Here is a 25,610-nt window from a genome sequence, read left to right on the forward strand (position 1 = left end):
TCTATTTATTGTACTAATTCAAAATTTGCTTTTAATTTAATATCTGCTGACGAAGCTCCTATCATTACTTCAAAATCTCCAGGTTCAGCAACCCATTCTATCTTATCATTGTAGAAAGAGAGTTTTTCTTTGTCGATTGTAAATTCGATTGTTTTAGATTCTCCTGCATTTAGTTTTACTTTTTGAAAATCTTTCAATTCTAAAACCGGTCTTACTACAGATCCAAATTTATCCTGCAAATACAACTGCACAACTTCTTCTCCGGCAACTTTTCCAACATTTGACAACTGGAAAGAAACTTTAATGGTTTCGTTACTTTTTATTTTAGCAGAAGATAATTTCAAATCAGAATAATTGAATTTTGTATAGCTCAAACCATATCCAAAAGGAAATTTTGGTGAGTTTTTCAAATCAATATAAGAAGAAACATAACCTGTTGCATTTTCATTTGGAGCCGGTCTTCCGGTACTAAAATGATTGTAATAAATTGGCACTTGCCCTACTTCTCTCGGAAAAGTCATTGGCAATTTCCCAGACGGATTATAATCTCCAAACAAAACATTGGCGATCGCATTTCCTGCTTCAGTTCCCAACCACCAAGTATACACAATTGCTGGAACATTATCTGCAGTCCAGTTAAAAATAAGCGGTCTTCCTGCATTTATCAAAACCACAACCGGCTTTCCTGTTGCCTGAATTGCCTTCACTAAATCTTCCTGAACCCCTGGTAAATGAAGATCACTTCGGCTTTTTGCTTCACCACTCATATCGCGTCTTTCACCAATACTCAAAATAACAACATCAGCTTGTTTTGCAGTTGCAACAGCTTCTGCAAATCCATCTTTGTTATCGCCATCAACTTCACATCCTTTTGCGTAAAGCAATTTGGTCGTTTTACCCACTTTATTTTGAAGTCCGTCCCATTGCGAAACAACCCATTTATCATAATCAACGTCTGGCAATTCTACAGACCAAAATCCCATATTGGCTTTGTATTCTTTTACCATTGGACCAATAAATGCAATTGTTTTAAGGCTTTTAGAAAGTGGCAAAGTTTGATTTTCATTCTTTAATAAAACAATACTTTTCTCGGCAACTTCAAGCGCTGCTTTTCTGTTTTCAGGATTGTTTAAAGCTTTTTCAGCTCTTTTATCATCTGAATATTTATATGGATTTTCAAACAACCCTAATTCGTATTTTTTACGAAGAATACGTTTTACAGCATCGTCAATAAGATCAATAGATACTTTTCCTTCTTTTACTAATTCGGCTAAATTATAACGGTATGCGTTACTTTCCATATCCATATCACTTCCGGCTGTAATAGCAGAAAGTGCAGCCGCTTTAAGATCTTTAGAATAACCGTGGGCTACCATTTCGCCAATAGAACCCCAATCTGAAACTACAAATCCCTGAAAATTCCATTTTCCTTTTAAAATGTCACGCTGTAAATGCACATTTCCAGTTGCCGGAATTCCGTTAATGTCATTAAATGAATTCATAAAAGTGGCTGCACCTGCATCTAAAGCTGCTTTAAAAGGAGGTAAATAGGTTTCAAACAACATCCTTTCACTCATATCAACTGAGTTGTAATCTCTACCGCCAACAGCAGCACCATAAGCTGCAAAGTGTTTTACGCAAGCCATAACAGAGTTTAAATCTCCCAATTTATTTCCCTGAAAACCTTTTACCCTTGCATAAGCAATTTTAGAACCCAGATAAGTGTCTTCTCCCGCACCTTCCATTACACGACCCCAACGCGGATCACGGCCAATATCCACCATCGGCGCAAATGTCCAGTGAATACCGCTTGCAGAAGCCTCGGTTGCAGCAACTCTGGCAGCTAATTCAATTGCCTGTAAATCCCAACTTGCAGCTTCAGCTAACGGAATTGGAAATGTTGTTTTATATCCGTGAATTACGTCCTGACCAAATAATAGCGGAATCTTAAGGCGTGACTGCATTGCTAATTCCTGATATTGTCTGGTATATTTTGTTCCAACGACGTTAAGCATCGAACCTATTAAACCAGCTTTTATCTCCGCTTGTTTATTTGGATTTATGGTAATTGGACCTGTTGCCGAATTATCGCCTGTATATTGATTAAGCTGACCTATTTTTTCTTCAATGGTCATTTTTTTCAATAAAGCATTTACTTTTTGATCGATTGTTTCTTGTTGTGCGGCCGCAAAAACGACACCATCAACAAGGTAAATGTGGTTAATTTTTTCATTTTAATTTAGTTAATTTCAATATAAACCGGCAAGTGATCTGATGGATATTTTAAATCTTTCGAATCACTTAAAACGGCATGCTTTTGCACTTTTAACCCGCTGTTTTTAGAAATAAAAATGTAATCTATAAGCAAGTTTACAGGCTTGTTGTGTTCAAAATCATTAAAAGTTCCTGATGGTCCGAAAAGTTTTTCTATTGAAACATCTTTTGTATCATCCATTACTTTTTTATCTCTGCAATTTGAGGCGTATCAGGTTCTGAATTGAAATCCCCCATCAAAAAAACAGGATAATTTTTTGTGTTGAATTCTTTTATTTTCGAAAGAACCAATTGTACTCCTTTTATTCTTGCCTCGTTTCCAATATGGTCGAGATGCACGTTAAAAACCCAAAAAAACTTCTTTGTCTTTAAATCTTTAAAAAGAGCCGACGTACAGACTCTGTTACAAGCAGCATCCCAACCCCTGGAAACTACATTTGGGTTTTCCGATAACCAAAATGTATTTATATTTTGTACTTGAAAACGATCTTTTTTATAATAAATCGTACAAGCTTCTCCTTCTCCTTTTTCTTCTCTTCCAATTCCAAATTTGCTATATTCCGGCAAAGCCGAAGCTATATAGTTAACCTGATTTGGCAAAGCCTCCTGAACTCCAAAAATATCAGGACTGTAAAATTGTATTTGCGACGTAAAATATTCTTTTCGATTAGGCCATGCATTTTCTCCATCTGAAGGATTATCTAACCGAATATTATAGGTCATCATTTTTAAATTTTGACCATAAAATGACAAACTCACAAAAAGTACGAATACGACTAAAACAATTTTATTTAACTTTTTCATATTTAAAAAATTTTAATCTGTAAAACTAGTGTTTCCGTAGTCTTAAAGAGAAAAACTCATTTAAAAATTATGTTAATTAACTTTCTTAAATGTTGCTTTTTCTTAATCTATTGTACCAACATTTATTCGAAAGGAATATTAGCTTATTTTTTAGGCTTACTTTTTTTAGCTTTAGAAAAATCTAAATAATTCAGATTAAAACCTCCGTTATCAAAAAATACTTTGATTTTATTTGCACCTTTTTTTAATTCAATTCCTGATAAAATCACAGTTTTAAATTTGTCATTTCCTCCTGTTGGAGCAAGCGTAATTGGTTCTGATTTTTTCCCGTTTTCTATTTCTAAATGAAGTTTCCCTTCTAAATTTTCCCTCGAATAACGAATTGATACATTGTAAACACTCGACTTTGAAACTTCAACGGTATATTGTAACCATTCTCCATCTTCGATAAAGGAAACCTGATAACCGTTTGAACCTGAATCTTTGCAAGGCAAAATATCGACGCCGTCATTTCGCATTGAGTTGCCTTTATTCCATTCTTCAAAATTTCCAGTTTCGACTCTGTAATTCACAAAATCTGTGTCTGAATAAGCTTTTCCATTCGTTCCCAAATCATAAAGTGTTGCCGCAATTTTTCCGGGAATAATATGTTTTTTGTATGGTTTTGTATCATTGGTTTGTACTTGCCTGAACATTGCATCAATTACATCCGGTTTTACAGTTAGGTTTTCCATTTTGTAATTATCTGCCATTTTCATCAATGTTTTTTTAGCAAAATCTGCCGATGGTTTTTCTCCTCCGTCTTTCCAGTATTTTAGCAAAACATCGTATTCCGGAATTTTGGTTACAGAAGTAACTCCGGCAATATTTTCGATTTTTTTCATTGGCCAAAATGCCCATCCAATATTATTTGTTTCTACTAATGTCAGCACGTCTTTAAACCAAACATTTGAGTTTTCTCCGCTTTCGCCTAACCAAATCGGAACGTTGTATTGTTTTCTGTAATCGAGCATTTTCTGGATAGAAGCCGTCGTATTGTAATTCCAGTATTTGTGAAAACTCAACGCCATATTTTCATCCCATAAAGGGAAAATTCCGTTGTAATTATTTCCCCAACAATTTCCTTCAATAAAAATTAAATGATTGGTATCGACTTCACGAATCGCTTTTGTAACGCGAACCATTAAATCTCTTAAAGGCCCGTTTGAGTTTTCGTCGCAGCCATTTTTATTGGTTCCGGTAAAATTCCAGTTGGGTTCGTTGATAATGTCGTAAGCACCAATCCACGGATTATCTCTGTAACGTGAAGCGAGCTTTTTCCATAAAGCAATCATTTTTTTCTGATTGTCTTCACTTTGCCATAAAGATGGTTTTATAGTATCGTAATCTGAAATTGCGGCATCATTTCCTTGTCCGCCCGGCGCAGCGTGTAAGTCTAAAATAAGATACATTTTATTCTCGGCACACCATTTTACCAAATTATCTGTCATGGTAAAACCTTCGTCGATCCAGGTAATTTCGCCGTTCTTTTCCTGCTCAATTGGAGGTGTGTATAGGTTGTAATGCATTGGAAGTCGAATGGAATTGAATCCCCATTTTGCCAGCGAATCAACATCTCTTTTGGTTATTCCGTTTGCTTTATAAGCAGCATAAAATTCTTTTGTCCCTTCTTCGCCAATAACTTCCTGAATTTTTTGTTTAATCATATATTGCGGACTTGCAAAAGGCTGTGTCTGCAACATATATCCTTCCTGCACCATCCAGCCGCCAACGCCCAAACCTCTTAATATTACATTTTTGCCGTTGCCGTCTACAATATTTTGCCCGTCTCTGTGTAGAAATCCTTGCGCAGAAATGCCAATTGAAAACAACAATTGTAATGTTATAATTAAATTTTTCATGCTTTCTTTTTACATCTAAAACTTAAAATACCTACAAGGTTTTGAAAACCTTGCAGGAATAGTTATGACTAATTTATTTTAATAGAAAATCTGTTTTTTGATTTGCTATTTGAATTGTAAAAGTTCCTTTTTCCGAAATCCATTTTAGGTCTTCGTTTACAAATTGCAAATCTTTTTGGTTTAAAGTGAATTTTACCGTTTTGGTTTCGTTTGGTTCTAAACTGATTTTTTCAAATCTTTTTAAGGATTTAAATTCCGGTGTAATCGAAGCAAAATTGTCTGACAGGTATAATAAAACAGCTTCTTTTCCGGCTCTTTTTCCTGAATTTGTAACATCAACAGAAACATTGACTTCATCTGTATTATTGATCTCTGTTTTATCAATTTTTAAATTTGAATACGAAAAAGTCGTGTACGATAATCCGGTTCCAAATTCGAATTGTGGTAAATAACTTTTCTCGTAAGTTGCATCGTTATTTTGTTCTCCTTCAGAAATACTTTCGGTATATTTTCTATTGTATTTTTCTAATGAGTTTGGATATCTTGGATAATTATAAGGCAATCTTCCGCTTGGGTTTACATCTCCGTAAAGAATGTCTACTAATGCTCTTCCGCCTTCATTTCCTGGCAAATAACACTGAACAATGGCACTCATTTTATCTTCAAAATCGCTAATTAATCTTGGTCTTCCTTCGTTTAAAACTAAAATAATTGGCTTGTTTAGTTTTGATAAGGCCAACGCTAATTTTATTTGAGATTTACTAATATAAATATCGCTGATGTCTCCCGGAGTTTCTGTATAATTTTTCTCTCCTAAACACAATACTATTTTTGATGCATTTTTTGCTAAATCAACGGCTTTCTGAATTTCGGTATCGTCTTCTTTTTCCAAATCGGCTCCGGCTGTATATAATACATTTTCTTTGCCTAATTTATTTTGAAAAGCTTCCAGTATTGTTGATTTATCTGCGGCATAAGTATCTGAATTTTCACCTTGCCAATTGTATGACCAGCCTCCGTTAAGGTATTTCATGCTATTTGCAGTTGGACCTGTAACCAGAATTTTTTCTGTTTTGTTTAAAGGTAAAACAGCATCCTTATTTTTCAATAAAGTAATCGATTCTGCTGCCGTATTATACGCTTCCTGAATGTGTTCCGCTGAGCCAAATTTTGGATAATCTTTTAAATCAGCTACTGTATTTTGGAACAAGTTCAATTCGTATTTCATTCTCAAAATTCTCGTTACGGCATCGTCAATTCTGGACATTGGCACTTCACCTTTTTTTACCAAATCAACTAAATCTGTATAAAAAGAAAATTCTTCCGGAACCATGCTCATATCAATTCCTGCCATTACAGCGATACGCACGGCATCTCTTTTGGTTTCGGCAACTTTATGTCTGGTATTTAAGTAGATAATATCTTTCCAGTCGGTTACAACAACGCCCTGAAAACCTAGTTCGTTTTTAAGAATATCGGTAATTAAATGTTTGCTGGCGTGAACCGGAGTTCCGTTGATTTCTCCAGAACTTACCATTACGCTTTTTGCACCTGCTTTTATTGCTGCCTGATAGATTGTTAAATCATATTGTCTTAAAATACGTTCCGGTATAATACTTGGTGTTCTGTCTTTTCCGGTTGTTGTGCTTCCGTAACCTATGTAATGTTTCATACACGAAGCAACGCTGTATTTAGAACCTACATTGTTATTTCCTTCAAAACCATCTACTAAAGCGACTGCCATTTTTGAAGATAAATAAGCATCTTCTCCAAAAGATTCCCACATTCTTGACCACGCAGGATTTCTAGGAAAATCTAAATCCGGAGAAAAAACCCATGGAATTGATGAAGCTCTTGTTTCGTAAGCCGAAATTTCAGCTCCGCGTTTTACTAAAGCGGTATTAAAAGTTGCCGCCAAACCTATTTGCTGTGGAAATAAGGTTGCTCCGGCAGTATAACTTGCGCCGTGTATGGCGTCGATTCCGTATAAAACCGGAATTTTCAATCTTGTTTTATTGGCTTCATTTGTAATCGCGGTCATGGTTTCCTGCCATCTTTTTACAGTTGGCGCACCCGGATTTGGCACATTCAAAATAGAACCAATATGATAATCCTGAATTCCCTGCTTTAATTTTGCAGCATCAAAATAACCTGGTTTTTTTGTGTCTTCAAAAATGGTGACCGTGATTTGAGTCATTTGTCCCACTTTTTCTTCCAGTGTCATTTTTGATAATAACTCTGAAACTTTAGCATCAATAGCTGCTTTATTATTTTTTGATTGCTGGCTCCATCCTGCTCCACAAATAAGAAACAAAGACAATAGCAAAACTGAATTTTTCATTTTATTTTTTTTAATTAATATCTTATTAAAAACTAATACACAAGCGTTTGCATCGCGTGTGCCGGTATTGTAATTGTATTTTTTTGAGATTTAACTGTAATTGTATACACCACATTTTTGTCTGATTGATTCATAACGATTGTGGCTATTTTTCCATCTGCATTTTTAAATGAGGTTGAAAGCAAAACTTTATCACTTACAGTTTCACTTATTCTTTTAGCATCGGGACGAACGAATTTTGAAAGATGTCCGATATAATAATACATTGGTGTATAAATTAATTGTCCAGTATTTGTATCGGCATGAATGGGTGCAAAACAAAAATTGCCCACATGATTTGGCCCGCCGTTTTGGTCTAAGAGAATATTCCAGTCTGTCCAGCCAACGGTTCCATTATTAAAATCGTTGATCATGTTAAGACCGTAACGTTCTGCATTTCCCCAAAACTGAAATTTTGTGGCGTCAAACTTTTCGATGCAGCCTTCTGTAAATAGTAAATTTTTATTTGGAAAAGCTTTGTGAACATTGCCAACCGATTCGAATTTTGGTGTTCCGCCGTTCCAGGTTTCGTACCAGTGAAATCCAATTCCCCATGCATATTTTGAAACTTCAGGATCTGAAAAAACAAGCTGTGCTCTTTTTTCCAGCATGTCTCCACGGTTATGATCCCAGATAATTATTTTTTTATCTCCTAAACCTTCTTTTTCTAAAGTGGGTCCGAGGAAGTTTTTTAGAAAATCTCTTTCGGCTTCGGGAGTATAAATACAAGATTCCCAACGCTGGGTCGCCATTGGTTCATTTTGAATGGTCAATCCCCAAATTGGAATTCCTTCTTTTTGGTACTCTTTTATAAATTTTGCATAATAATTTGCCCATGATTGTGCAAATTCAGGCAATAAAACGCCGCCGTGTAATATATCATTATTGTCTTTCATGAAAGCTGGGGGACTCCACGGACTAACAAATAAAGTTAATTTTCCGCCGGCAGTTTTAATTGCTCTTTTGAGTAATGGAATCCTGAATTTTCGATCGTGATCAATATTGAAAGTTTTCAAATCTTTGTCACCTTCAGCTATATAAGTATAACTTTCGCTGCTAAAATCACAGCTATGAATGTTTGTTCTGGCTAATGAATAACCAATTCCTTTGTTTTTATCGTAATAAGCAGTTAGAAATTCCTGTTGCTTTTCCGGAGAAAGTTTAGCAAAAACTTCAGCACTGGCATCCGTTATTGCACCGCCAATTCCCAAAAAAGTCTGAAATGTTTTAGAAGCATCAACTTCAATAAAAACCGTCGCTTTTTCATTCGAAATAAAATTATTAGACAACGACAGCCTTAAATCTGAATTTTCGGCTGTTGTATATATCTGGATTTTTTTATTTGATTTTGATGATGAAACTCCGGAAGATCCTGCATTTTGCGATGAAGAATAATTGGCTTGCAGAATTATTAATGCTGTTATAAATATGCTGCTGATTGATTTCATATGTTTCAAAAGCTCTTTTAATTTTTATGCAAATAACTAATAAACAAGCGTTTGTATAGCATGCGCAGGAATTTTGACAATTGATTTTTCTGTCCCAATAATAAAATTGTATGTAATTTCATTATCAGTATGATTCATTACAATCGTCGCCATTTTGCCATCAGTATTTAAAAATGAAGTACTTAACAAATAGCTTCTGCTTACTGCACTACTTACTCGAACTGCATTTGGACGAATGAATTTTGAAAAATGTCCGATGTAATAATATGATGGTGTATAAATTAACTGACCTGTATTTGTATCGGCATGAATAGGCGCAAAACAAAAATTACCCACATGATTTGGTCCGCCACGTTCGTCCAGAAGAATATTCCAGTCTGTCCAGGCAACGGTTCCATTGTTAAAATCGTTAATCATTGAGGTTCCGTATCTTTCGGCATTTGGCCAAAACTGATATTTTGTGTCGTCGAATCTTTCTACGCATCCTTCTGTAAACATTAGTTTTTTATCCGGATATGCTTCGTGTACTCTTGCTACGTTGTCGAACATTGGCTGAGCGCCTGTCCAGGTTTCATACCAGTGAAAACCCATTCCCCAAACGTATTTTGAAGCTTCGGGATCTGAATAAATAACGTTGGCTCTTTGTACCATTAAATCACGATTGTGATCCCAGGCAATAATTTTTACATCTCCTAAACCTTCTTTTTTTAATGTTGGTCCAAGATAATTTTTAAGAAAATCTCTTTCTTCTTCTGCAGTATACAAACAAGATTCCCAGGTTTGAGTTGCCATTGGTTCATTTTGTACCGATGTTCCCCAAATTGGAATTCCTTCTTTGTTGTAAGCTTTTATAAATTTGGCATAGAAATTTGCCCAAGGCTGAAAAAATTCAGGCAATAATTTTCCGCCTTTTAGTACGTCTTTATTGCTTTTCATAAAAGCATTTGGAGACCAAGGCGTTGCATAAGTAACCAATTTTCCTCCAGATGTTTTGATCGCATCTTTAATTAGCGGAATACGGTATTTTCTATCGTGGTCTATCGAAAAAGTTTTAAGCTCTTTATCACCTTCTTCGATGTAAGAATAGCTGCCACTGCTAAAATCAGAACTCTGAATAGTTGTTCTTAGCAATGAATATCCAATTCCTTTTTGGGCATCGTAATAGGCATTTAAAAATTCTTGTTGTTTTTCTTTAGATAATTTGGCGAAGATTTCGGCACTTGCGTCTGTAACGGCACCGCCAATTCCCATAAAGGTTTGAAACTTTTTTGAAGGTTCTACAAAAACCGAAACCTCTGTTTCAATAGGTTGTTTTGATGGTGTAAAACTTAAATTATCTGTAGGGGTTAACCTTAATTTTGTATTATCGGCAGTAGTATATACTGTGATTTTTTTGTTGGTTGTTGTAAATTTCTGTACCGGTTTTTGGCTCTTTTGTGAAAAAACAGATAAAGAAAAACATAAACAAGTAGTAATAATGAATGTAATTTTTTTCATTGTATATGTTTTAGTAGTAAGACTTTTGTACAAATCTCGTTTTGAACTTAGCCAACTTGATTAAAAAATAGCCCATAATCAATAAAGAATATGGGCTATTCTGACAACCAAACTTAAACTTAACTCAAACTAACATCATATTTGAAATTATTAATTCTCTTATGATGTTATTATTTTTTAATTTATTCTAGTTAGGATAAAGATCATTTTGAACCATCTTAGTGTTGTTGAATTCACTGTATGGAATTGGGAAAGCTTCATTTTTAACAGGTGTAAATCCTTTGAAAGCTAATTTGGCTGCTGCCTGACCTGTTCTTACTAAATCAAACCAACGGTGGCCTTCACCTGCAAGTTCTAATCTTCTTTCTGCATAAATAGCATCTAATGAAACTGGAACTGGTGCTAAGTTTACTCTATCTCTAACAGCATCTAAAAGTGCTTGTGCTCTGGCTCCTGTTCCGCCTAAAGCCTCGGCTTCCAGCAAATAAGTATCAGCTAAACGAATAACATATGTATTAATAGCAAAGTTCAGGAAAGGATTTGCTGCTTTAATATCTGCATTTACAGGAGCATATTTAATAAAATGGTAACCCGTTTCATTATAACTATCTGTGTATGTCATATTTTTTGCCGTTTGTTCTGCTTTTGCATCAAAAATTGTAGAAGCAAAACGTGGATCTGGTTTTAAAGCATTTGCTAAATCGGTAGTAACAACCATAAATCCCCAACCGTTAATATAGTCTGGTAAACCTGCCGTTTTTCCGGCATCTGTTCTAGAGTAATCTCTCATACCCATTAATTGAGCCGCAACGTTTCCTTCATCATCACCTCTTTCAAAATTACCCCAGTCAGCGTTTGATTTATCTGAATAACTAATTTCAAGAATAGATTCTGAGTTAAATTCATGTAAATGATCCCATAATTGAGCAAAATCATCCATCAATTTATAACCATAACTACTAGTTCCGCCCGGAGTACCATTTACTTTAGCCAATTGTTCTGCAGCTTCAGCTTTTTTATTATCATATAAATATACCTTACCTAAAAGTGCAATTGCAGCTCCTTGCGAAAAACGTCCTGATTCACTTGAAGGAATTGTAATAGGCAAATCATTAATGGCCTCATTTAAATCTTTTTCAATTTGAGCATAAACTGCTGTAGGAGCAACTTGTTCTACTAACGGGATTTCATCTTTAGTTAGCGGTGCCAATATCAACGGAATTTTTTTAAACATCCTTACAAGATCAAAATAGTAATAAGCACGTAAGGCTTTTACTTCTGCCATGAATCTTGCTTTTTTACCAGCATCCATAGGAATTCCAGGAAGCTTTTGAATCATAACATTACATCTTGAAACACCTTTATAATAATCTGCCCAAATTGCTGGCGGTATATTAAAAGGACTTATTGTATAATTGGATGCGACCTGAAGTCCTGGTTGGTCACCAGAGTTACCTCCACCTGCATAAAAATCATCAGAAGCTGAGTTTAAGAACAATAAAGGTGCATTTTCCATTGCGCCGGCAAACTTTCCTAATTTATCATAAGCAGCAACTAAACCTGAATATGCTTCTGTTTCGTTTCTGTAAAAATCTTGTTCAAGTACAACTCCATTACCTTTTACCTCTAATTTTTCATCGGTATCGCATGCATTAAGAGTAAGTAGCACTCCAAAGGCGATAAATGAATATTTAAAACTTATAAGTTTCATAATTTTTTATTTTTTAATTAAAATTGCAAATTAACTCCTAACATGTATGATTTTGCCTGAGGATAGTAACCTCTGTCAACACCTTGCACATTATCCATTCCAGATGCAGTTGGTCCACCAATTTCCGGATCAAAACCACTGTAATTTGTGATTGTGAAAAGGTTCTCTCCTGTTACATACAATCTAACTTTTGTCAAAGAAATTTTGTTGATTAAATCTGAAGGAAGAGAATATCCTACCTGAATTGTTTTAAATCTGAAGAAGTCTCCTTTTTCTAAGTTAAAATCTGATGGATTACTGAAGTTTTTGTTTGTGTCATCAGTAGTAACTCTTGGATAACTGTTAGTTGATCCCGGTGCTGTCCAACGGTTTAAAACATCAGTTTGGTAATTCGCATTTATGATATCTAATCTTCTTAAACCCTGGTAAATTTTATTTCCTCCGGCACCCTGACCAAAAACCAATAAGTCAATTCCTTTATAATCTAAATTTAACGTGAATCCATAAGTATATTTAGGCAATGATGTTCCTAAGAATGTTCTGTCTTCACCACCAATCTGACCATCTCCGTTAAGATCCTGCCAACGGAAATCACCTGGTTTAGCATTTGGCTGAATTAAACCTCCTGAAGCATTTCTGTATGCATTAACTTCTTCAACAGTTTGGAAAATTCCATTTGTTTTAAATCCGTAGAAAGAGTTATAAGCCTGACCAACCTGTGTTCTGTTAATTTCGTAAGAACTTGATTGAACAGTTTCATTACCTGCAATAAAATTAACTCCTTTATCAAGGTAAGTAATTTCATTTTCGATATAAGAGAAGTTACCATTTACAGAAAGATTTAAAGCTCCGATTTTTTTACGGTAACCTAACTCAAGGTCAAATCCTCTATTTTCCATACTCGCCAAGTTTGCATAAGTATCTCCTGTAGATCCTACATAGCCCGGGTTAGGAACTTTCATAATAATACCGTCTGTTTTCTTTTTAAACAAATCAAATGTTAAAGAGAAATCATGGAATAAAGTTGTTTCAAAACCAATGTTTGCTTGTTTTGTTTCTTCCCATTTCAAATCAGGGTTAGGTATTGCATTCGGGCTTTGTCCAGGAATTGGAGTTCCGCCAATAGTATAATTTCTACGAATTCCGATAGTCGAAATGTATAAGAAATCCGGAGAAGAGTCGTTTCCTGTTACTCCATAACCTCCTCTAATTTTTAAAGAGTTTACAACATTATTTTCTTTCCAGAATCCTTCTTTTGAAGGTACCCATCCTAAAGATGCAGAAGGGAAAGTTCCGTATTTGTGGTTTGGTCCAAATCTGGTAGAACCATCACGACGAATAATTCCTGTAAAAATGTATTTTTCTTTGTAATCGTAATTTAATCTTGCAAATAAAGATTCTACTCTATGCTCATAAGCTTGCGAATCATACGCGTTAGCAATTTTATCTGCAATAGGAATTTCAACATTAAATGAAGCTTCATCATGAGTAGTTGCAGGAACACCTTGATATGTTACGTCATTTCCTGAAGTAATATTATCAACATAAGTACCTTTACCAATTAAAGCACCAAGATTATGATCACCAAATTTCTTAGTATAATTTAAAGTGTTTTCCCAGTTCCAGCTGAAAGATTTTTTGTATGATCTGAATAATTCATTTTTATCTCTTTTTGTAGCTCCGTTTAAGAAATATACAGGAGTAAAATTGTCTGATCCGTAAAAAGCTAACTTAGCCCCTGCTGCAGATTTAAATTTTAAACCAGGCAAAATTTCAGCTTCAATAAAAATATTACCAACGAAATTATCAGCAAAATCATTGTTACCCAATCTCGTTTGAGTGTAAGCTAAAGGGTTTGTATTTTCCTGAGTTACAATAGTCGAGATTCCGTAATAATTTCCATTTGCATCTTTTAGAGCATTTGGATTATTCGTATAAATAGGCTGATTGGGGTTTGTTTCGATTATTGGAGTTAAAGGATCTAAGTTGATTGCAGAAGACAATGGCCCTCCAAACTCATCATTAGTATTACCAACACCAATAGTTTTTTCGTTAGAATAACCTAAAGTCTGACCAATTTTGAAATATTTTCCTAATTTATGTGTAGAGTTTAAACGAATGTTTTTTCTTGTATAATTAGAAATTTCAGAGGTAACAATACCTTCCTGATCTAATATACCAAAAGACATATAAAATGTAGAAACATCATTACCTCCGCTAAAACTCAATTCATGAGAAGTACGTTGAGCATTATTGTTAAAAATAGCATCTTGCCAGTTAGTCCCTTTACCATAACTTGTTGTAGTAGGATAAGGTGCATCTTTTCCGCCATTAGTATATGCTTCGTTCATGATCGTAACATACTGATCTGCATTTAACAAATCCAATTTTTTTGCTGCTTGTGAAACACCAGAAAAACCAGTATAGTTTACTGAAATTTTACCTGCTTTACCTTTTTTAGTTGTTACAAGAATAACCCCTGCAGCAGCACGAGAACCATAGATTGCACCTGATGCACCATCCTTAAGCACCTCGATAGACTCAATATCTGATTGGTTCAAGTAACCAATTCCGCCATTATCGATAATTACACCATCAACTACCCATAAAGGATCGTTGTTGTTTAAAGTTGTAAAACCACGAATACGAATCGTAGAAGCAGATCCTGGCTGACCTGCATTTGCAGCAATAGAAACTCCCGAAACTCTACCTTGCAAAGATTGCTCGATTCTGGTAATTGGTAAACTTTCTAAATCTTTTGCCTTAACACTAGAAATTGATCCTGTTACGACACTTTTCTTTTGTGTACCATATCCTACTACAACAACTTCATTTAAGTTTTGAGATTCTGGTGTTAATTTAATATCCAGTTTTGTTCTTCCATTTACTGCTTCCTGTACAGTAACGTAACCTACAAAAGTAACTGTTAATGTTCCGTTTGAAGGAACGCTAATTTGGAATTTCCCATCAAAGTCAGAAGCTGTTGCTTTATTTGTTCCTTTAACTGAGATAGTTGCCCCTGGGACGGGTAACCCACTTTCATCATTAATAGTTCCATTTACCGTAACATCCTGTGCTATTGCGATAACTGAGAACAATAGAGATGAAATACAAAACATAAGTAATTTTGTTAATTTCATTTTTCTAAAAATTTTGGTTAATTAATTAGTAATTTGATGCAATAATAAAGTTAAATTTTTACTATTTATAATTAAAATTCATTACAAAAACACATCAAAGTAAATTTTATTACATTACAAAAACACATCATTTTTTTTATAAAAAATTGATTTTTAATCATTTAATCATAAATTATTAGATGTTATCGAAATGTTAATTATAAAAATAAACACTACATTTATGGAAAAACAATTATTTTCGCTTTTATTGAAAATAATTAAGTAAAACTATAGAATCATAATCACGATATTCGATTTTAAATCAAAATATAAAACATTACTCATAAAAATAGATCTTAAAAATTATGAAATTCATAAATTCACTTTTAACATTGTTTGTAATTTTTATCTTACCTTTTTCGTTTTTTGCGCAAGTAAAAAGTGTCGGTTTACCTCAGGTTAAGAACTATAAAAGAACAGAATATAAAGGAGGAACCCAAAACTGGAGTATAGATCAGGATAAAAAGGGGAATATGTACTTTGCCAATAATAGTGGTTTAATTCAGTTTGACGGATCTACATGGCATAAATATTCTTTGCCAAACGGAACGGCAATAAGGAGCGTGAAAATTGATAATTCGGGAAGAATATTTGTAGGAGGAAATGATGAATTTGGATATTTTAAAAGCAACGAAAAAGGAGTTCTAAAATACTTTTCACTTTCAAAATTAATTGATAAAAAAGCAAACAAAAACATCAATCTTATCTGGAGAATCCATCTATATAAAGGAGAAATAATTTTTCAATCATTTACCAAAGTATTTTTCTTTAAAAATGAAAAACTACGATTTATTGACGCCCCAAATAAGTTTCAATTTTCATTTTTAGTTAATAAAAAACTCTATTTTCAAGATAAAGTTTTGGGAATTCTGGAATATAAAAATGGAAAATTAATTCCACTTAAAGGTTCAACGGTTTTTAATGATAAAGAAATCTGGTCCGTTTTTCCTTTACCAAATAACAGGTTACTTTTGGCAACTCTGGAAAAAGGACTTTTTGTTACCGACGGAAATTCAGTTAAACCATGGGAAACTGAGGCCAATGAATTTATTAAAAAAAACACATCTCTTGGTGGCTGCATAATAAAGAATAAGTTTATCGTTCTCAATTCTGTCTTAAATGGATTCATTGTTTGCGATTTAAACGGGAAAATAATCCAACATCTTAATCGTCAAAAAGGGCTTCAAAACAATACTATATTAACTTCATTTGTAGACAGCAAGAACAATCTCTGGCTAGGATTGGATAATGGAATCACTTTTATAAACGAGAATTCGCCTTTCACCTTTTTTGATTATAGTTATAATATCGGAACCGTTTACTCATCTCTGCTTTTTAATGGATATTTATATGTTGCAACAAATCAGGGATTATTCTATCATTCCTGGAACAAATCATTTAAAGATGAACCCTTTAGCAGGGTTGAAGGTACAATTGCACAGGCCTGGAACGTACAGGTAATAAACAACACACTATTATGCGCCAGTAATAGCGGAGCATTAGTGATTGATCAAAACAGGGTGTCCAAAGTATTAGATACAAAAGGTTATTTCGGATTTAAAGCAATTCCAAATCACGAAAACTATATAATTGGCGAAAGTTATAATGGTTTTTCGATTTTTAAAAAGGGTGCAAATGGCATCGAATATATAAATCAGGTTGAAGGATTTGACGAAACTACAAATACATTTGAAATAGCATTAGATGGAAATTTTTTATGGCTAAAAAAAGAACCCTATTTATATCAAATGGTATTGTCTGATGATTTAAAAAGATTTGACAACATAAAAAAGCATACTCAGCTTTCGTCAGACTATAAAGGAATTGGAAGCTTACAAGTGCTGAATAAAAAAATCTATTTTCAAACTAAAAATCATTTTTACAGATTTTCAAAAGAACAGGAAGCCTTTTTTGAAGATAAAAAAATTACAAGGTTATTTCAGGGCATACCTACAATAAACACTTTAATAGAGGATAATTATGGAAATTTATGGTATTCATATAATGAATCGCTGGGCGTATTAACAAAAAACAAAAATGGTAGTTTCACAAAAAAAGAGGCTCCGTTTTCTAACCTTACCGGAAACCTCGTTAATAATTACATTTCTGTAAATACTATTGATCCCGGCAATATTTTTATTGGTCTAACGGATGGTTTAACGCATTATGATTCAAAAATATCGAACAGTTTTATAACTAAACCAAACACATTTATTGAAAGTTTTTCATTTACTGACGATACCATTCTTATAGGAAATCTTGAAATACCGGAAAAAGAATTTAAACTGCCTTATAACTCAAATCATGTTAAATTTACATTTTCGTCACCAACTTATGAGAATCAGGAAAACTTACTGTATTCATATAAACTGGAACCTTTTGACGATAGTTGGCGAAATTGGTCTACAGTAGCAATTAAAGAATACACTAATCTGAGAGAAGGCAATTATACAATGAAAATTAGGGCTAAAAACAGCTATGGTGTTGTCTCTGATGTTAATGAAGTAAATTTCACTATATCTCCGCCTTGGTACAGGCATTTTCTGGCTTATCTTATTTATTTTGTATTTGTTTTAGCAGGCATCTATATTATTTCGAATAGAATTCAATCAAAAATTAGAAAAAACAAATATTACGAAACTATAGAACAACGAAGATTGTATCTTGAAAAAGAATCCAGAATAAGACATGAACAACACGAACTTGAAAAAGAAATCGAAAAACTTAAAAGTGACAAGCTTCAAATTAAAATTTTAGCAAAAGACAAAGAACTCGTAAATAATTCCCTGCAGGTTGTAAAGAAGAATAAAATTTTGAATGGAATAATTCACAAGCTCAAAGACATTGATACTAATATCCTCGACGACTCAACGAAATTTGAGTTCAATAAATTACATAAAAGTATCGTAAAAGAGGTTAATACAGACAAAAGCTGGAAGGACTTGGAAAAGCACATTAAAAATGTTCATTTTGAATTCTTAAAACGTCTAAAAGAAAAATATCCGACGATTTCTCCACGCGAACTCGATTTGTCTACCTATTTATTAATGAATATGTCAACAAAGGAAATAGCTGAAATCATGAATATTTCAAGCGGCGGCGTTGAACTTGCCAGATATCGATTAAGAAAAAAACTCGGACTAAATAAAAAAGAGAATTTAATTGGTTTTTTGATGAGTATTTAATTAAAAACAAAACAGCCATTTATTATGATAAATGGCTGTTTTGTTTTTGCTATAAAAATTAAATATATTCTAAACTTCGTTCAAGAGCCATTCCTCTCGAACCTTTAATTAAAATAATATTTTCATTAAAATATATGGTTTTAAGGTATTCCGCAAAAGCATCAAAAGTTTCGAAAAACCAGATATTTTCTTTTGAAACTCTATTCTCATAAAATGCTTTTCCAATGAAATAACAAGCAGATTCTCTTTGACTGGAAACTGAATCAACAATGATTCTATGTTCTTGAAGGCTTTCATTCCCTAATTCGAACATATCTCCCAAAATCATAACTTTTTTTGGATTGTCTAATTGTACAAAATTGGCAATAGCCACCGCCATACTACTTGGATTTGCGTTATAAGCATCCAAAATAATTTGATTTGTGCCTTTTTTTAATAATTGAGACCTGTTATTATCCGGAACATATCCTTCAATAGCCGCCTTTATATCTTTTGTATCAACTTTAAAATATGTTCCTATAGCAACAGCTGCATTAATATTATTAGCATTATAAAGGCCAATTAAATTAGACTTTACAGTAAAATCATTATACTCAATTTCTACAAATGGATTAGCTTCAATACTATTAATTTCCAAATCAGCTTTCTCTTTTTTAATTCCAAATGTAAATGAATCTATAGCGTTTGATTTTTCAATCTGAATTGGATCTTCCAGATTTACAAAAGCCGTTTTCTTATTTTTGGCAAGATATTGATACATCTCACTTTTTCCTTCAATTACACCTTCAACACCACCAAAACCTTCTAAATGAGCTTTGCCAAAATTGGTTATGTAACCATAATCAGGTTGCGCAATTTCACATAAAAATTCAATCTCTTTTTTATGATTTGCCCCCATTTCAACAATACCTATTTGAGTTTCTCCAGTAAAAGACAATAAGGTTAACGGAACTCCGATATGATTATTTAAATTTCCAATTGTTGCTTTTGTGTTGAATTTTTTAGCCAGAACAACATTAATCAATTCTTTGGTTGTTGTTTTACCATTGCTCCCTGTTAAGGCAATAATTGGCAATTTTAAATATGTTCTGTGAAATTTTGATAATTCCTGTAATGTTTCTAAACTATTTTGAACCAGAATAGTTCTTTCATCTATTAAATAAGATTCGTTGTCAATAACAACAAACAAAGCACCTAAATCAAGTGCTTGCTTAGCAAAAGTATTAGCATCAAAATTTTCTCCTTTAATAGCAAAAAACATAGAACCTTTTTCAATTTTTCTTGTATCAATTGAAACAGATTTACATTGCAAAAACAAATTGTGAATTTCCTGAATATTCATTTATAAAACATTTTTTATGAATTGTAAAAATAGAAAAGTTATCATAAAAAAATTCCAAATTCCAAACTGAATATTCAGCACTTGGAATTTGGAATCATTTATTTTGAAATTTCTAAAACTTAGTTTCTAGGCGACTTTCTTCTTTCAGCTTTAGAACCTACTCTAGACATTGCACATCTGAAACCTATATAATCAGTTGCCATATCCTGAGGGAAATATCTTCTTTGAGCCGGATCTAACCAATAAGCTCTATCTCTCCAAGAACCTCCTTTGTAAACTCTTACTTTATCATCGATTAAAGTAGTACGTTTACTAGAGTTGTCATATTTTCTCATCATCTTACCTAAACTATCTGTAGTGATATTATGTTTAGGAGAGTTGTACATTGTTTGATCAGCTTTTGTTCCAGATTCTGAATCTCCAAAGTCAAAATATTTAGATGATTGTTTGTCACCATCTCTATAATTGATATTGTCACTTGTACTGAAATTTGTTCTCAAATAAGTTTCGTTTTCGTCAACTGGTACCTGAGCAATTTCTCCCGGAAGATTTCTAGCTACAACTTTACCGTTACTTAAAGTATCATATTTGATGTTTTCTTTAGTAATGATTTCAAGTTTACCGTCTTTACCAATTTTGTTTTTAGCATATTGATTTCCTCTATAGTAGTTAAAATCATTTGCTTCATTATCAATAATAGGTCTGTAAACGTCAGCAACCCATTCTGCAACGTTACCTGCCATATCGTATAATCCGAAATCATTTGGCGCGTAGCTTTTTACAGAGTTTGTAATATCTGCTCCATCATCTGACCATCCTGCAATTCCACCGTAATCACCGTTTCCTTGTTTAAAGTTAGCCAATTGATCTCCTTTATTTTTACGTTTTGCTGAACGAGTATAATCTCCAGACCAAGGATATTTCTTTTGTCCTTTATATATATTGTACTCTCTTTGTCCAACATCAGCTGCAGCAGCATATTCCCATTCAGCTTCTGTAGGAAGTCTGTATTCTGGCAAGATAACTCCGGAAGAACGTTGTGCGTACACATTTTTTTCTTCTACTACACCATCTTTATTTGCTTTTGGTCTTCTTCCGTTTGGATTTTTCTTTAATACTAATTCTTCGTTACCACCATAAGTAGTAGAAGGTGAAGCAAGGTAAGCTTCAGTATTAAATAAACTTTCAGCACTTACGTCTGTAGTTTTAGCACCTTTTTTAAGATATCCGTCTTTTTCTAAAACAGCTTCGTTTACACGGTCTGTTCTCCATTTACTAAATTCAACAGCTTGAATCCAGTTTACACCTACTACTGGGTAGTTAGCATAAGAAGGGTGTCTTAAGTAATTATTAGTCATCGTTTCGTTATACCCTAAACGATTTCTCCATACCAAAGTATCAGGAGACGCTCCTTCATAAATATTCTTGTAATTTTCTTCTGTTGGAGGGAAAACTTTTTTAAGCCACTCCAGGTACTCTAAGTACATACCATTCGTAACTTCAGTTTCATCCATGTAGAATGATTGAACGTGTTGTTGAGTTGGTGTGTTATTCCAATCGTGCATAACATCATCCTGTACTTTACCCATTGTAAATGTACCTCCTTCAACAAAAACTAACCCAGGACCAGCCTGTTGTTTTTTCCCTGCATTTCTAGCAGCAGTTCCATTCTGACTATCTACATCCCAACCTGTTGCTCTAGAAGCGTGGCTTGAACTCGATTTTTTGCTACAACTAGCCGTGCCCAACATCAATACCATTGACATCATTAATTGCAAGACTACAATTTTGTTTACTTTCATACTCATTCTTAGGTGATAAATTTAGGTGCTGCAATATAATAATTAACATTTAATTAGCAACATCTGTTCTAATAATTTTATTTAGCTGTTTTTTACCAGAAAATAACCTATAGTTACGAACGCAAAAATATACTTTTTATTATTTACTATAACATGAAATACTATATTTTTACTTACTAAAATATTTTAATTTCAAACTAGTATTTTCAACCTATGAAACAAGCCATAATTCTATATCTTTTTTTGATTCCTTTTGTCTCATTTTCTCAGATAAATGGCGGCCTCACATTAGATTGGCAAAATAAAAAAGAGATGAGTTTTGGCGAATACAAAATAATCATACCTTACTTCACAGGAAACAGTTTTAGGTTCGATACTACAAAAAAAGCATAACACTGCTTCTTAAACTTGCCGAATCGAGCTCTTCAAACAGCAATTCTGTTTCGTTAACTAACGTCATATACGAAACAATTTCAATTACGGATTTAGGAGATTTAACACTTCAAAACATTCCGGACAGACCAAATGAAACGTTAAAAAACGTCTCAGCAAGAGATAAGAAACAAACTTTTCTATCTCTTTACCCAATTATTAAGGAAGGAAATAACTATAAACGAATCAAGTCATTTTCGTATTCAATAAATAATAGTACAGCAAAAAGCAGTAATTCTTCTTCTTATCAAAAAACGGCCTTAGTTTCTAATTCTGTTTTGGCTTCTGGTGACTGGTATCGCTTTTATGTCGAAAAATCAGGTGCTTATAAAATTTCAAAGTCTTTTTTACAGAGTTTAGGATTTGATGCCGGCAAAGTTGATCCGAGAAGAATTAAAATTTATGGAAATGGTGGAAAAATGCTTCCATTAGCAAACAATACTTATTATCCTGATGACTTAATGGAAAACAGTATTCAAATTATAGGAGAAAATGACGGTACTTTTAATAATGAAGATTATATTCTTTTTTATGCAGAAGGAGTTGACAACTGGAATAATGAAAGCCAGACCAATATTAATTTATACGACACCAAATCATACTATTATATTACAGCAACCGGCAGCGATGGAAAAAGAATTTCTACCGCAAATCAGCCAACAGGCAGCGCCACACTGAACTTAAACACGTTTGATGACTATCAATTTCATGAAACCGACCTTACCAATGTTGCCCATTTAGGGCGTCAATGGCTAGGAGAAGCGTTTGATATTAATGCAGAACAGGAATTTGAGTTCAATTTCCCAAATCTGGAAACAACAATTCCTGTAAAAATAGAAGTAAACGCAGCTTCGGCCGCCTACACTCCTACTTCTTTTGCAGTTTCTGCCAACGGGCAAAACATTGGCAACATTTCATTTAATTCATTAGTTACAGGTTCTGATGTTAGATATTACTCGGTAAAACTCCCTTCTAACAGCACTTTTACAGGTGCAGACAATATCAAAATAAAACTTACCTATAATAATAATGGTGTACCCGGATCAAAAGGATATCTGGATTATATCAACCTAATTGCAAAACGAAAACTGCAGGGCACCGGAAAACAATTTAAGTTTCAATATGATCTGGCAGGTTCAACTTCGGGAATTGTGAATTATACTATTGGCAACGCTTCAGGCATTAGTCAGATTTGGGATGTTACAGACCTATATAATGTATCAAAAATAGAAAATGCAAATTTGGCCACTTTTAGCTTTAAAGCTTCTTTAGGAGAAATTCGAAAATACATTGCAATTGATGCTTCAGATTTTTATACTCCTTTAAAAGATAGTCAGCCCAAAATTGCAAACCAGAATTTGAAAGGAACACTTTTTAAAAACAATCAAAATGCGTTTCAGGATATTGATTATGTAATTATAACTCCTAAAATTTTAATTTCCCAAGCAGAAAAACTAGCCAATTTTCATCGCACTAATTCTAATTTAAATGTAAAGGTAATTTCACTAGAAAACATCTATCAGGAATTTTCTTCCGGAAAACAAGATATTTCGGCCATTAGAAACTGCATTCGATATATTTATGACAATGCTTCTTCCGCAGAAAAAAGAATTAAATACGTGAATTTGTTTGGCGATGCATCATTCGATTATAAAAACAGAATTTCAAATAACACGAATATTGTACCTATATATCATTCCTTAAATAGTAATACCGTTGGAGAATCTTCATTTGCATCAGATGACTTTTACGCCCTCATGGATGCTGACGAAGGAAATGTGATTTCTTTTTTTGGAGGAATTGATATCGCAGTTGGAAGAATGTTAATCTCAGACAATGCTCAGGCTGAAGAAATGGTCAATAAGGTTTTAGAATATCACGATACTAAATCGTACGGAAACTGGAGAAATAATTTTGTTTTAGTAAGCGACGATGCCGACCAGAGTTCTGATGCTTCTTTGCAATCCCGTCAAAATGCATTGGCAGATCTTATTTCAACCGAAAAACCTTTTTTTAATATTGACAAAATTATTCTGGACTCATATACTCAGGAAGCTTCTGCCGGAGGATCGAGATATCCAAAAGCAAGAACTGACTTTTTTGATGCTTTTGAAAAAGGAGCTTTGGTTTTTAATTATCTGGGACATGGCGGTGAAGATGGATTGGCAGCCGAAAGAATCTGGGAGAAATCTGACGGTCAAAATTTAAACAATCAATACAAATATCCCTTATTTATAACTATTACCTGCGAATTTTCAAGATTTGATGACCCAACAAGGCCAACAGCGGGCGAATACACATTTTGGAATCCAAAAGGAGGAGCGATTGCAATGCTTACAACCATTCGTGCTATAGGTCAATATAATGCAGAAAATTTTAATGACAACCTTACAAAAAACCTGCTTTCTTATGGCACAAACCAATATACTGCAATCTCAGAAGCACTTCGGATTTCTAAAAATGATAATCCAAGCTCATCCAGTAATGTAATTTTTTATATTGGAGATCCCGCTTTGATGCTGGCTATTCCCAAACCCAGAATTAATTTAACAAAAGTAAATGATATTGTTATCTCACAGCCTATTGCTGATTTTAAATCTTTAGCAAAAATTAAAATTACAGGAGAAATTACAGACGAGAACAATACTGTTTTAAGTAATTATAATGGCGAATTAGCCACTGCTATATTTGATAAATTAATTACAACCACAACTTTAAACAATGATGGTTATAGCCCTGCAATGTCTTTCAAAACTTTGGGAGAAACTATTTTTAGAGGAAATGCATCAGTAACCAATGGTCAGTTTGAATTTAGTTTTGTTGTTCCAAGAGACATTAGAATTCCGGTAGACTATGGCCGAATTAGCTTTTATGCAAAGAAAACGGCACTTTTAGAGAACCAATCAGGCTATAATACTACCATTAAAATAGGCGGAATAAATGAAAATGCACCTGCGGACAATATAAATCCGAAAGTGAAGTTATATATGAACGACGAAACTTTTGTTTCTGGCGGAATCACAAATAGTTCCCCATTTTTATTGGCTTTTTTAGAAGATGAAAACGGGATAAATACCGCTAGCGGAATTGGTCATGATATTGTTGCGATTTTAGACGGAGATGTAAGTAATCCTTATATACTAAACGATTATTATCAAACTAAATTAGACGATTACACAAATGGAAATTTACGTTTTCCGCTAAGAAATTTAGAAGCGGGACTGCATACTATAAGCTTTACAGCCTGGGATGTTTATAACAATCCCGTAACAAGCGAAATACAGTTTATAGTTGTTGGAGATGAATCGCTAACCCTGACACACGTTCTTAATTATCCTAATCCATTTTCGACCTACACTCAATTCTGGTTTTCACATAACAGACCTTATGAACCTTTAGATGTTCAGGTTCAGGTGATGACAATTACCGGAAAAGTGGTATGGACAAAAAATCAGGTTATTACAACCGAAGGTTTTTTATCAAGAGAGATAACCTGGGACGGCAAAGATGATTTTGGAGACCGCATTGGGAAAGGCGTTTACATCTACAAACTCACTGTTAGATCAAATTTAACAAATAAAAGAGCAGAAAAGTACGAAAAACTTGTCATATTATAAATATATATATATTTTTACCATAAAAACCTTAAATCTAT

Annotated in this window: 10 protein-coding genes and 2 pseudogenes; 2 read left to right on the forward strand and 10 right to left on the reverse strand. The window is 33.6% G+C overall.

Annotated elements, in window-relative coordinates; translation table 11 throughout:
* Positions 1-5 precede the first annotated feature (5 nt).
* From ACZZZT_RS25005 to ACZZZT_RS25040, 8 genes and pseudogenes are all read right to left on the reverse strand, one after another.
* Positions 6-2,135 (reverse strand): glycoside hydrolase family 3 N-terminal domain-containing protein, encoded by a 2,130-nt coding sequence (locus ACZZZT_RS25005; protein WP_463462311.1) that lies wholly within the window; start codon positions 2,133-2,135, stop codon positions 6-8.
* A 104-nt stretch (positions 2,136-2,239) separates the two neighbouring features.
* A pseudogene (locus tag ACZZZT_RS25010) lies at positions 2,240-3,078 on the reverse strand (endonuclease/exonuclease/phosphatase family protein).
* Positions 3,079-3,221: 143 nt separating this feature from the next.
* The gene (locus ACZZZT_RS25015) at positions 3,222-4,979 is read right to left on the reverse strand and encodes a cellulase family glycosylhydrolase (protein WP_463462312.1); all 1,758 of its coding nucleotides are present in this window, start codon (positions 4,977-4,979) and stop codon (positions 3,222-3,224) included.
* A 73-nt stretch (positions 4,980-5,052) separates the two neighbouring features.
* A complete protein-coding gene (locus tag ACZZZT_RS25020) occupies positions 5,053-7,320 on the reverse strand; it encodes a glycoside hydrolase family 3 N-terminal domain-containing protein (RefSeq protein ID WP_463462313.1) in 2,268 nt (755 codons plus the stop codon).
* 32 nt (positions 7,321-7,352) lie between these two features.
* Positions 7,353-8,807 carry a glycoside hydrolase family 30 protein gene (locus ACZZZT_RS25025; RefSeq protein ID WP_463462314.1) on the reverse strand — a complete coding sequence of 485 codons (1,455 nt, stop codon included), beginning with the start codon at positions 8,805-8,807 and terminating at the stop codon, positions 7,353-7,355.
* Between the two features lie 36 nt (positions 8,808-8,843).
* Entirely contained in the window at positions 8,844-10,304 is a 1,461-nt protein-coding gene (locus tag ACZZZT_RS25030; RefSeq protein ID WP_463462315.1) for a glycoside hydrolase family 30 protein, read from the reverse strand.
* 187 nt (positions 10,305-10,491) lie between these two features.
* On the reverse strand, positions 10,492-12,015 hold the full coding sequence (locus ACZZZT_RS25035) for a RagB/SusD family nutrient uptake outer membrane protein (protein WP_463462316.1): 1,524 nt from the start codon (positions 12,013-12,015) through the stop codon (positions 10,492-10,494).
* Between the two features lie 17 nt (positions 12,016-12,032).
* Entirely contained in the window at positions 12,033-15,155 is a 3,123-nt protein-coding gene (locus ACZZZT_RS25040; RefSeq protein ID WP_463462317.1) for a SusC/RagA family TonB-linked outer membrane protein, read from the reverse strand.
* A gap of 344 nt (positions 15,156-15,499) precedes the next feature.
* Here ACZZZT_RS25040 and ACZZZT_RS25045 point away from each other — a divergent pair, with 344 nt between their 5' ends.
* Positions 15,500-18,379 (forward strand): triple tyrosine motif-containing protein, encoded by a 2,880-nt coding sequence (locus ACZZZT_RS25045; RefSeq protein ID WP_463462318.1) that lies wholly within the window; start codon positions 15,500-15,502, stop codon positions 18,377-18,379.
* 58 nt (positions 18,380-18,437) lie between these two features.
* On the opposite strand, the gene ACZZZT_RS25050 is transcribed toward ACZZZT_RS25045, so the two are convergent.
* Both ACZZZT_RS25050 and gldJ read right to left on the reverse strand, forming a co-directional pair.
* Complete coding sequence (locus tag ACZZZT_RS25050; RefSeq protein WP_463462319.1) at positions 18,438-19,721, reverse strand: UDP-N-acetylmuramoyl-tripeptide--D-alanyl-D-alanine ligase; 1,284 nt, start codon at positions 19,719-19,721, stop codon at positions 18,438-18,440.
* Between the two features lie 119 nt (positions 19,722-19,840).
* Positions 19,841-21,523: a gliding motility lipoprotein GldJ gene (gene gldJ, locus ACZZZT_RS25055; protein WP_073394946.1), complete on the reverse strand. Its 1,683-nt coding sequence runs from the start codon at positions 21,521-21,523 to the stop codon at positions 19,841-19,843.
* Between the two features lie 213 nt (positions 21,524-21,736).
* Between gldJ and porU the strand changes: the two are divergent.
* Positions 21,737-25,572, forward strand: a pseudogene (gene porU, locus ACZZZT_RS25060) (type IX secretion system sortase PorU).
* Positions 25,573-25,610: the final 38 nt, after the last annotated feature.

This window comes from Flavobacterium sp. AC274, assembly GCF_979258275.1.

Excerpts from the sequence above, each read along its gene's own strand:
- ACZZZT_RS25005 (WP_463462311.1), bottom strand. The coding sequence starts at position 2,135 with ATGACCATTGAAGAAAAAATAGGTCAGCTTAATCAATATACAGGCGAT.
- ACZZZT_RS25015 (WP_463462312.1), bottom strand. The coding sequence starts at position 4,979 with ATGAAAAATTTAATTATAACATTACAATTGTTGTTTTCAATTGGCATT.
- ACZZZT_RS25020 (WP_463462313.1), bottom strand. The coding sequence starts at position 7,320 with ATGAAAAATTCAGTTTTGCTATTGTCTTTGTTTCTTATTTGTGGAGCA.
- ACZZZT_RS25025 (WP_463462314.1), bottom strand. The coding sequence starts at position 8,807 with ATGAAATCAATCAGCAGCATATTTATAACAGCATTAATAATTCTGCAA.
- ACZZZT_RS25030 (WP_463462315.1), bottom strand. The coding sequence starts at position 10,304 with ATGAAAAAAATTACATTCATTATTACTACTTGTTTATGTTTTTCTTTA.
- ACZZZT_RS25035 (WP_463462316.1), bottom strand. The coding sequence starts at position 12,015 with ATGAAACTTATAAGTTTTAAATATTCATTTATCGCCTTTGGAGTGCTA.
- ACZZZT_RS25040 (WP_463462317.1), bottom strand. The coding sequence starts at position 15,155 with ATGAAATTAACAAAATTACTTATGTTTTGTATTTCATCTCTATTGTTC.
- ACZZZT_RS25045 (WP_463462318.1), top strand. The coding sequence starts at position 15,500 with ATGAAATTCATAAATTCACTTTTAACATTGTTTGTAATTTTTATCTTA.
- ACZZZT_RS25050 (WP_463462319.1), bottom strand. The coding sequence starts at position 19,721 with ATGAATATTCAGGAAATTCACAATTTGTTTTTGCAATGTAAATCTGTT.
- gldJ (WP_073394946.1), bottom strand. The coding sequence starts at position 21,523 with ATGAAAGTAAACAAAATTGTAGTCTTGCAATTAATGATGTCAATGGTA.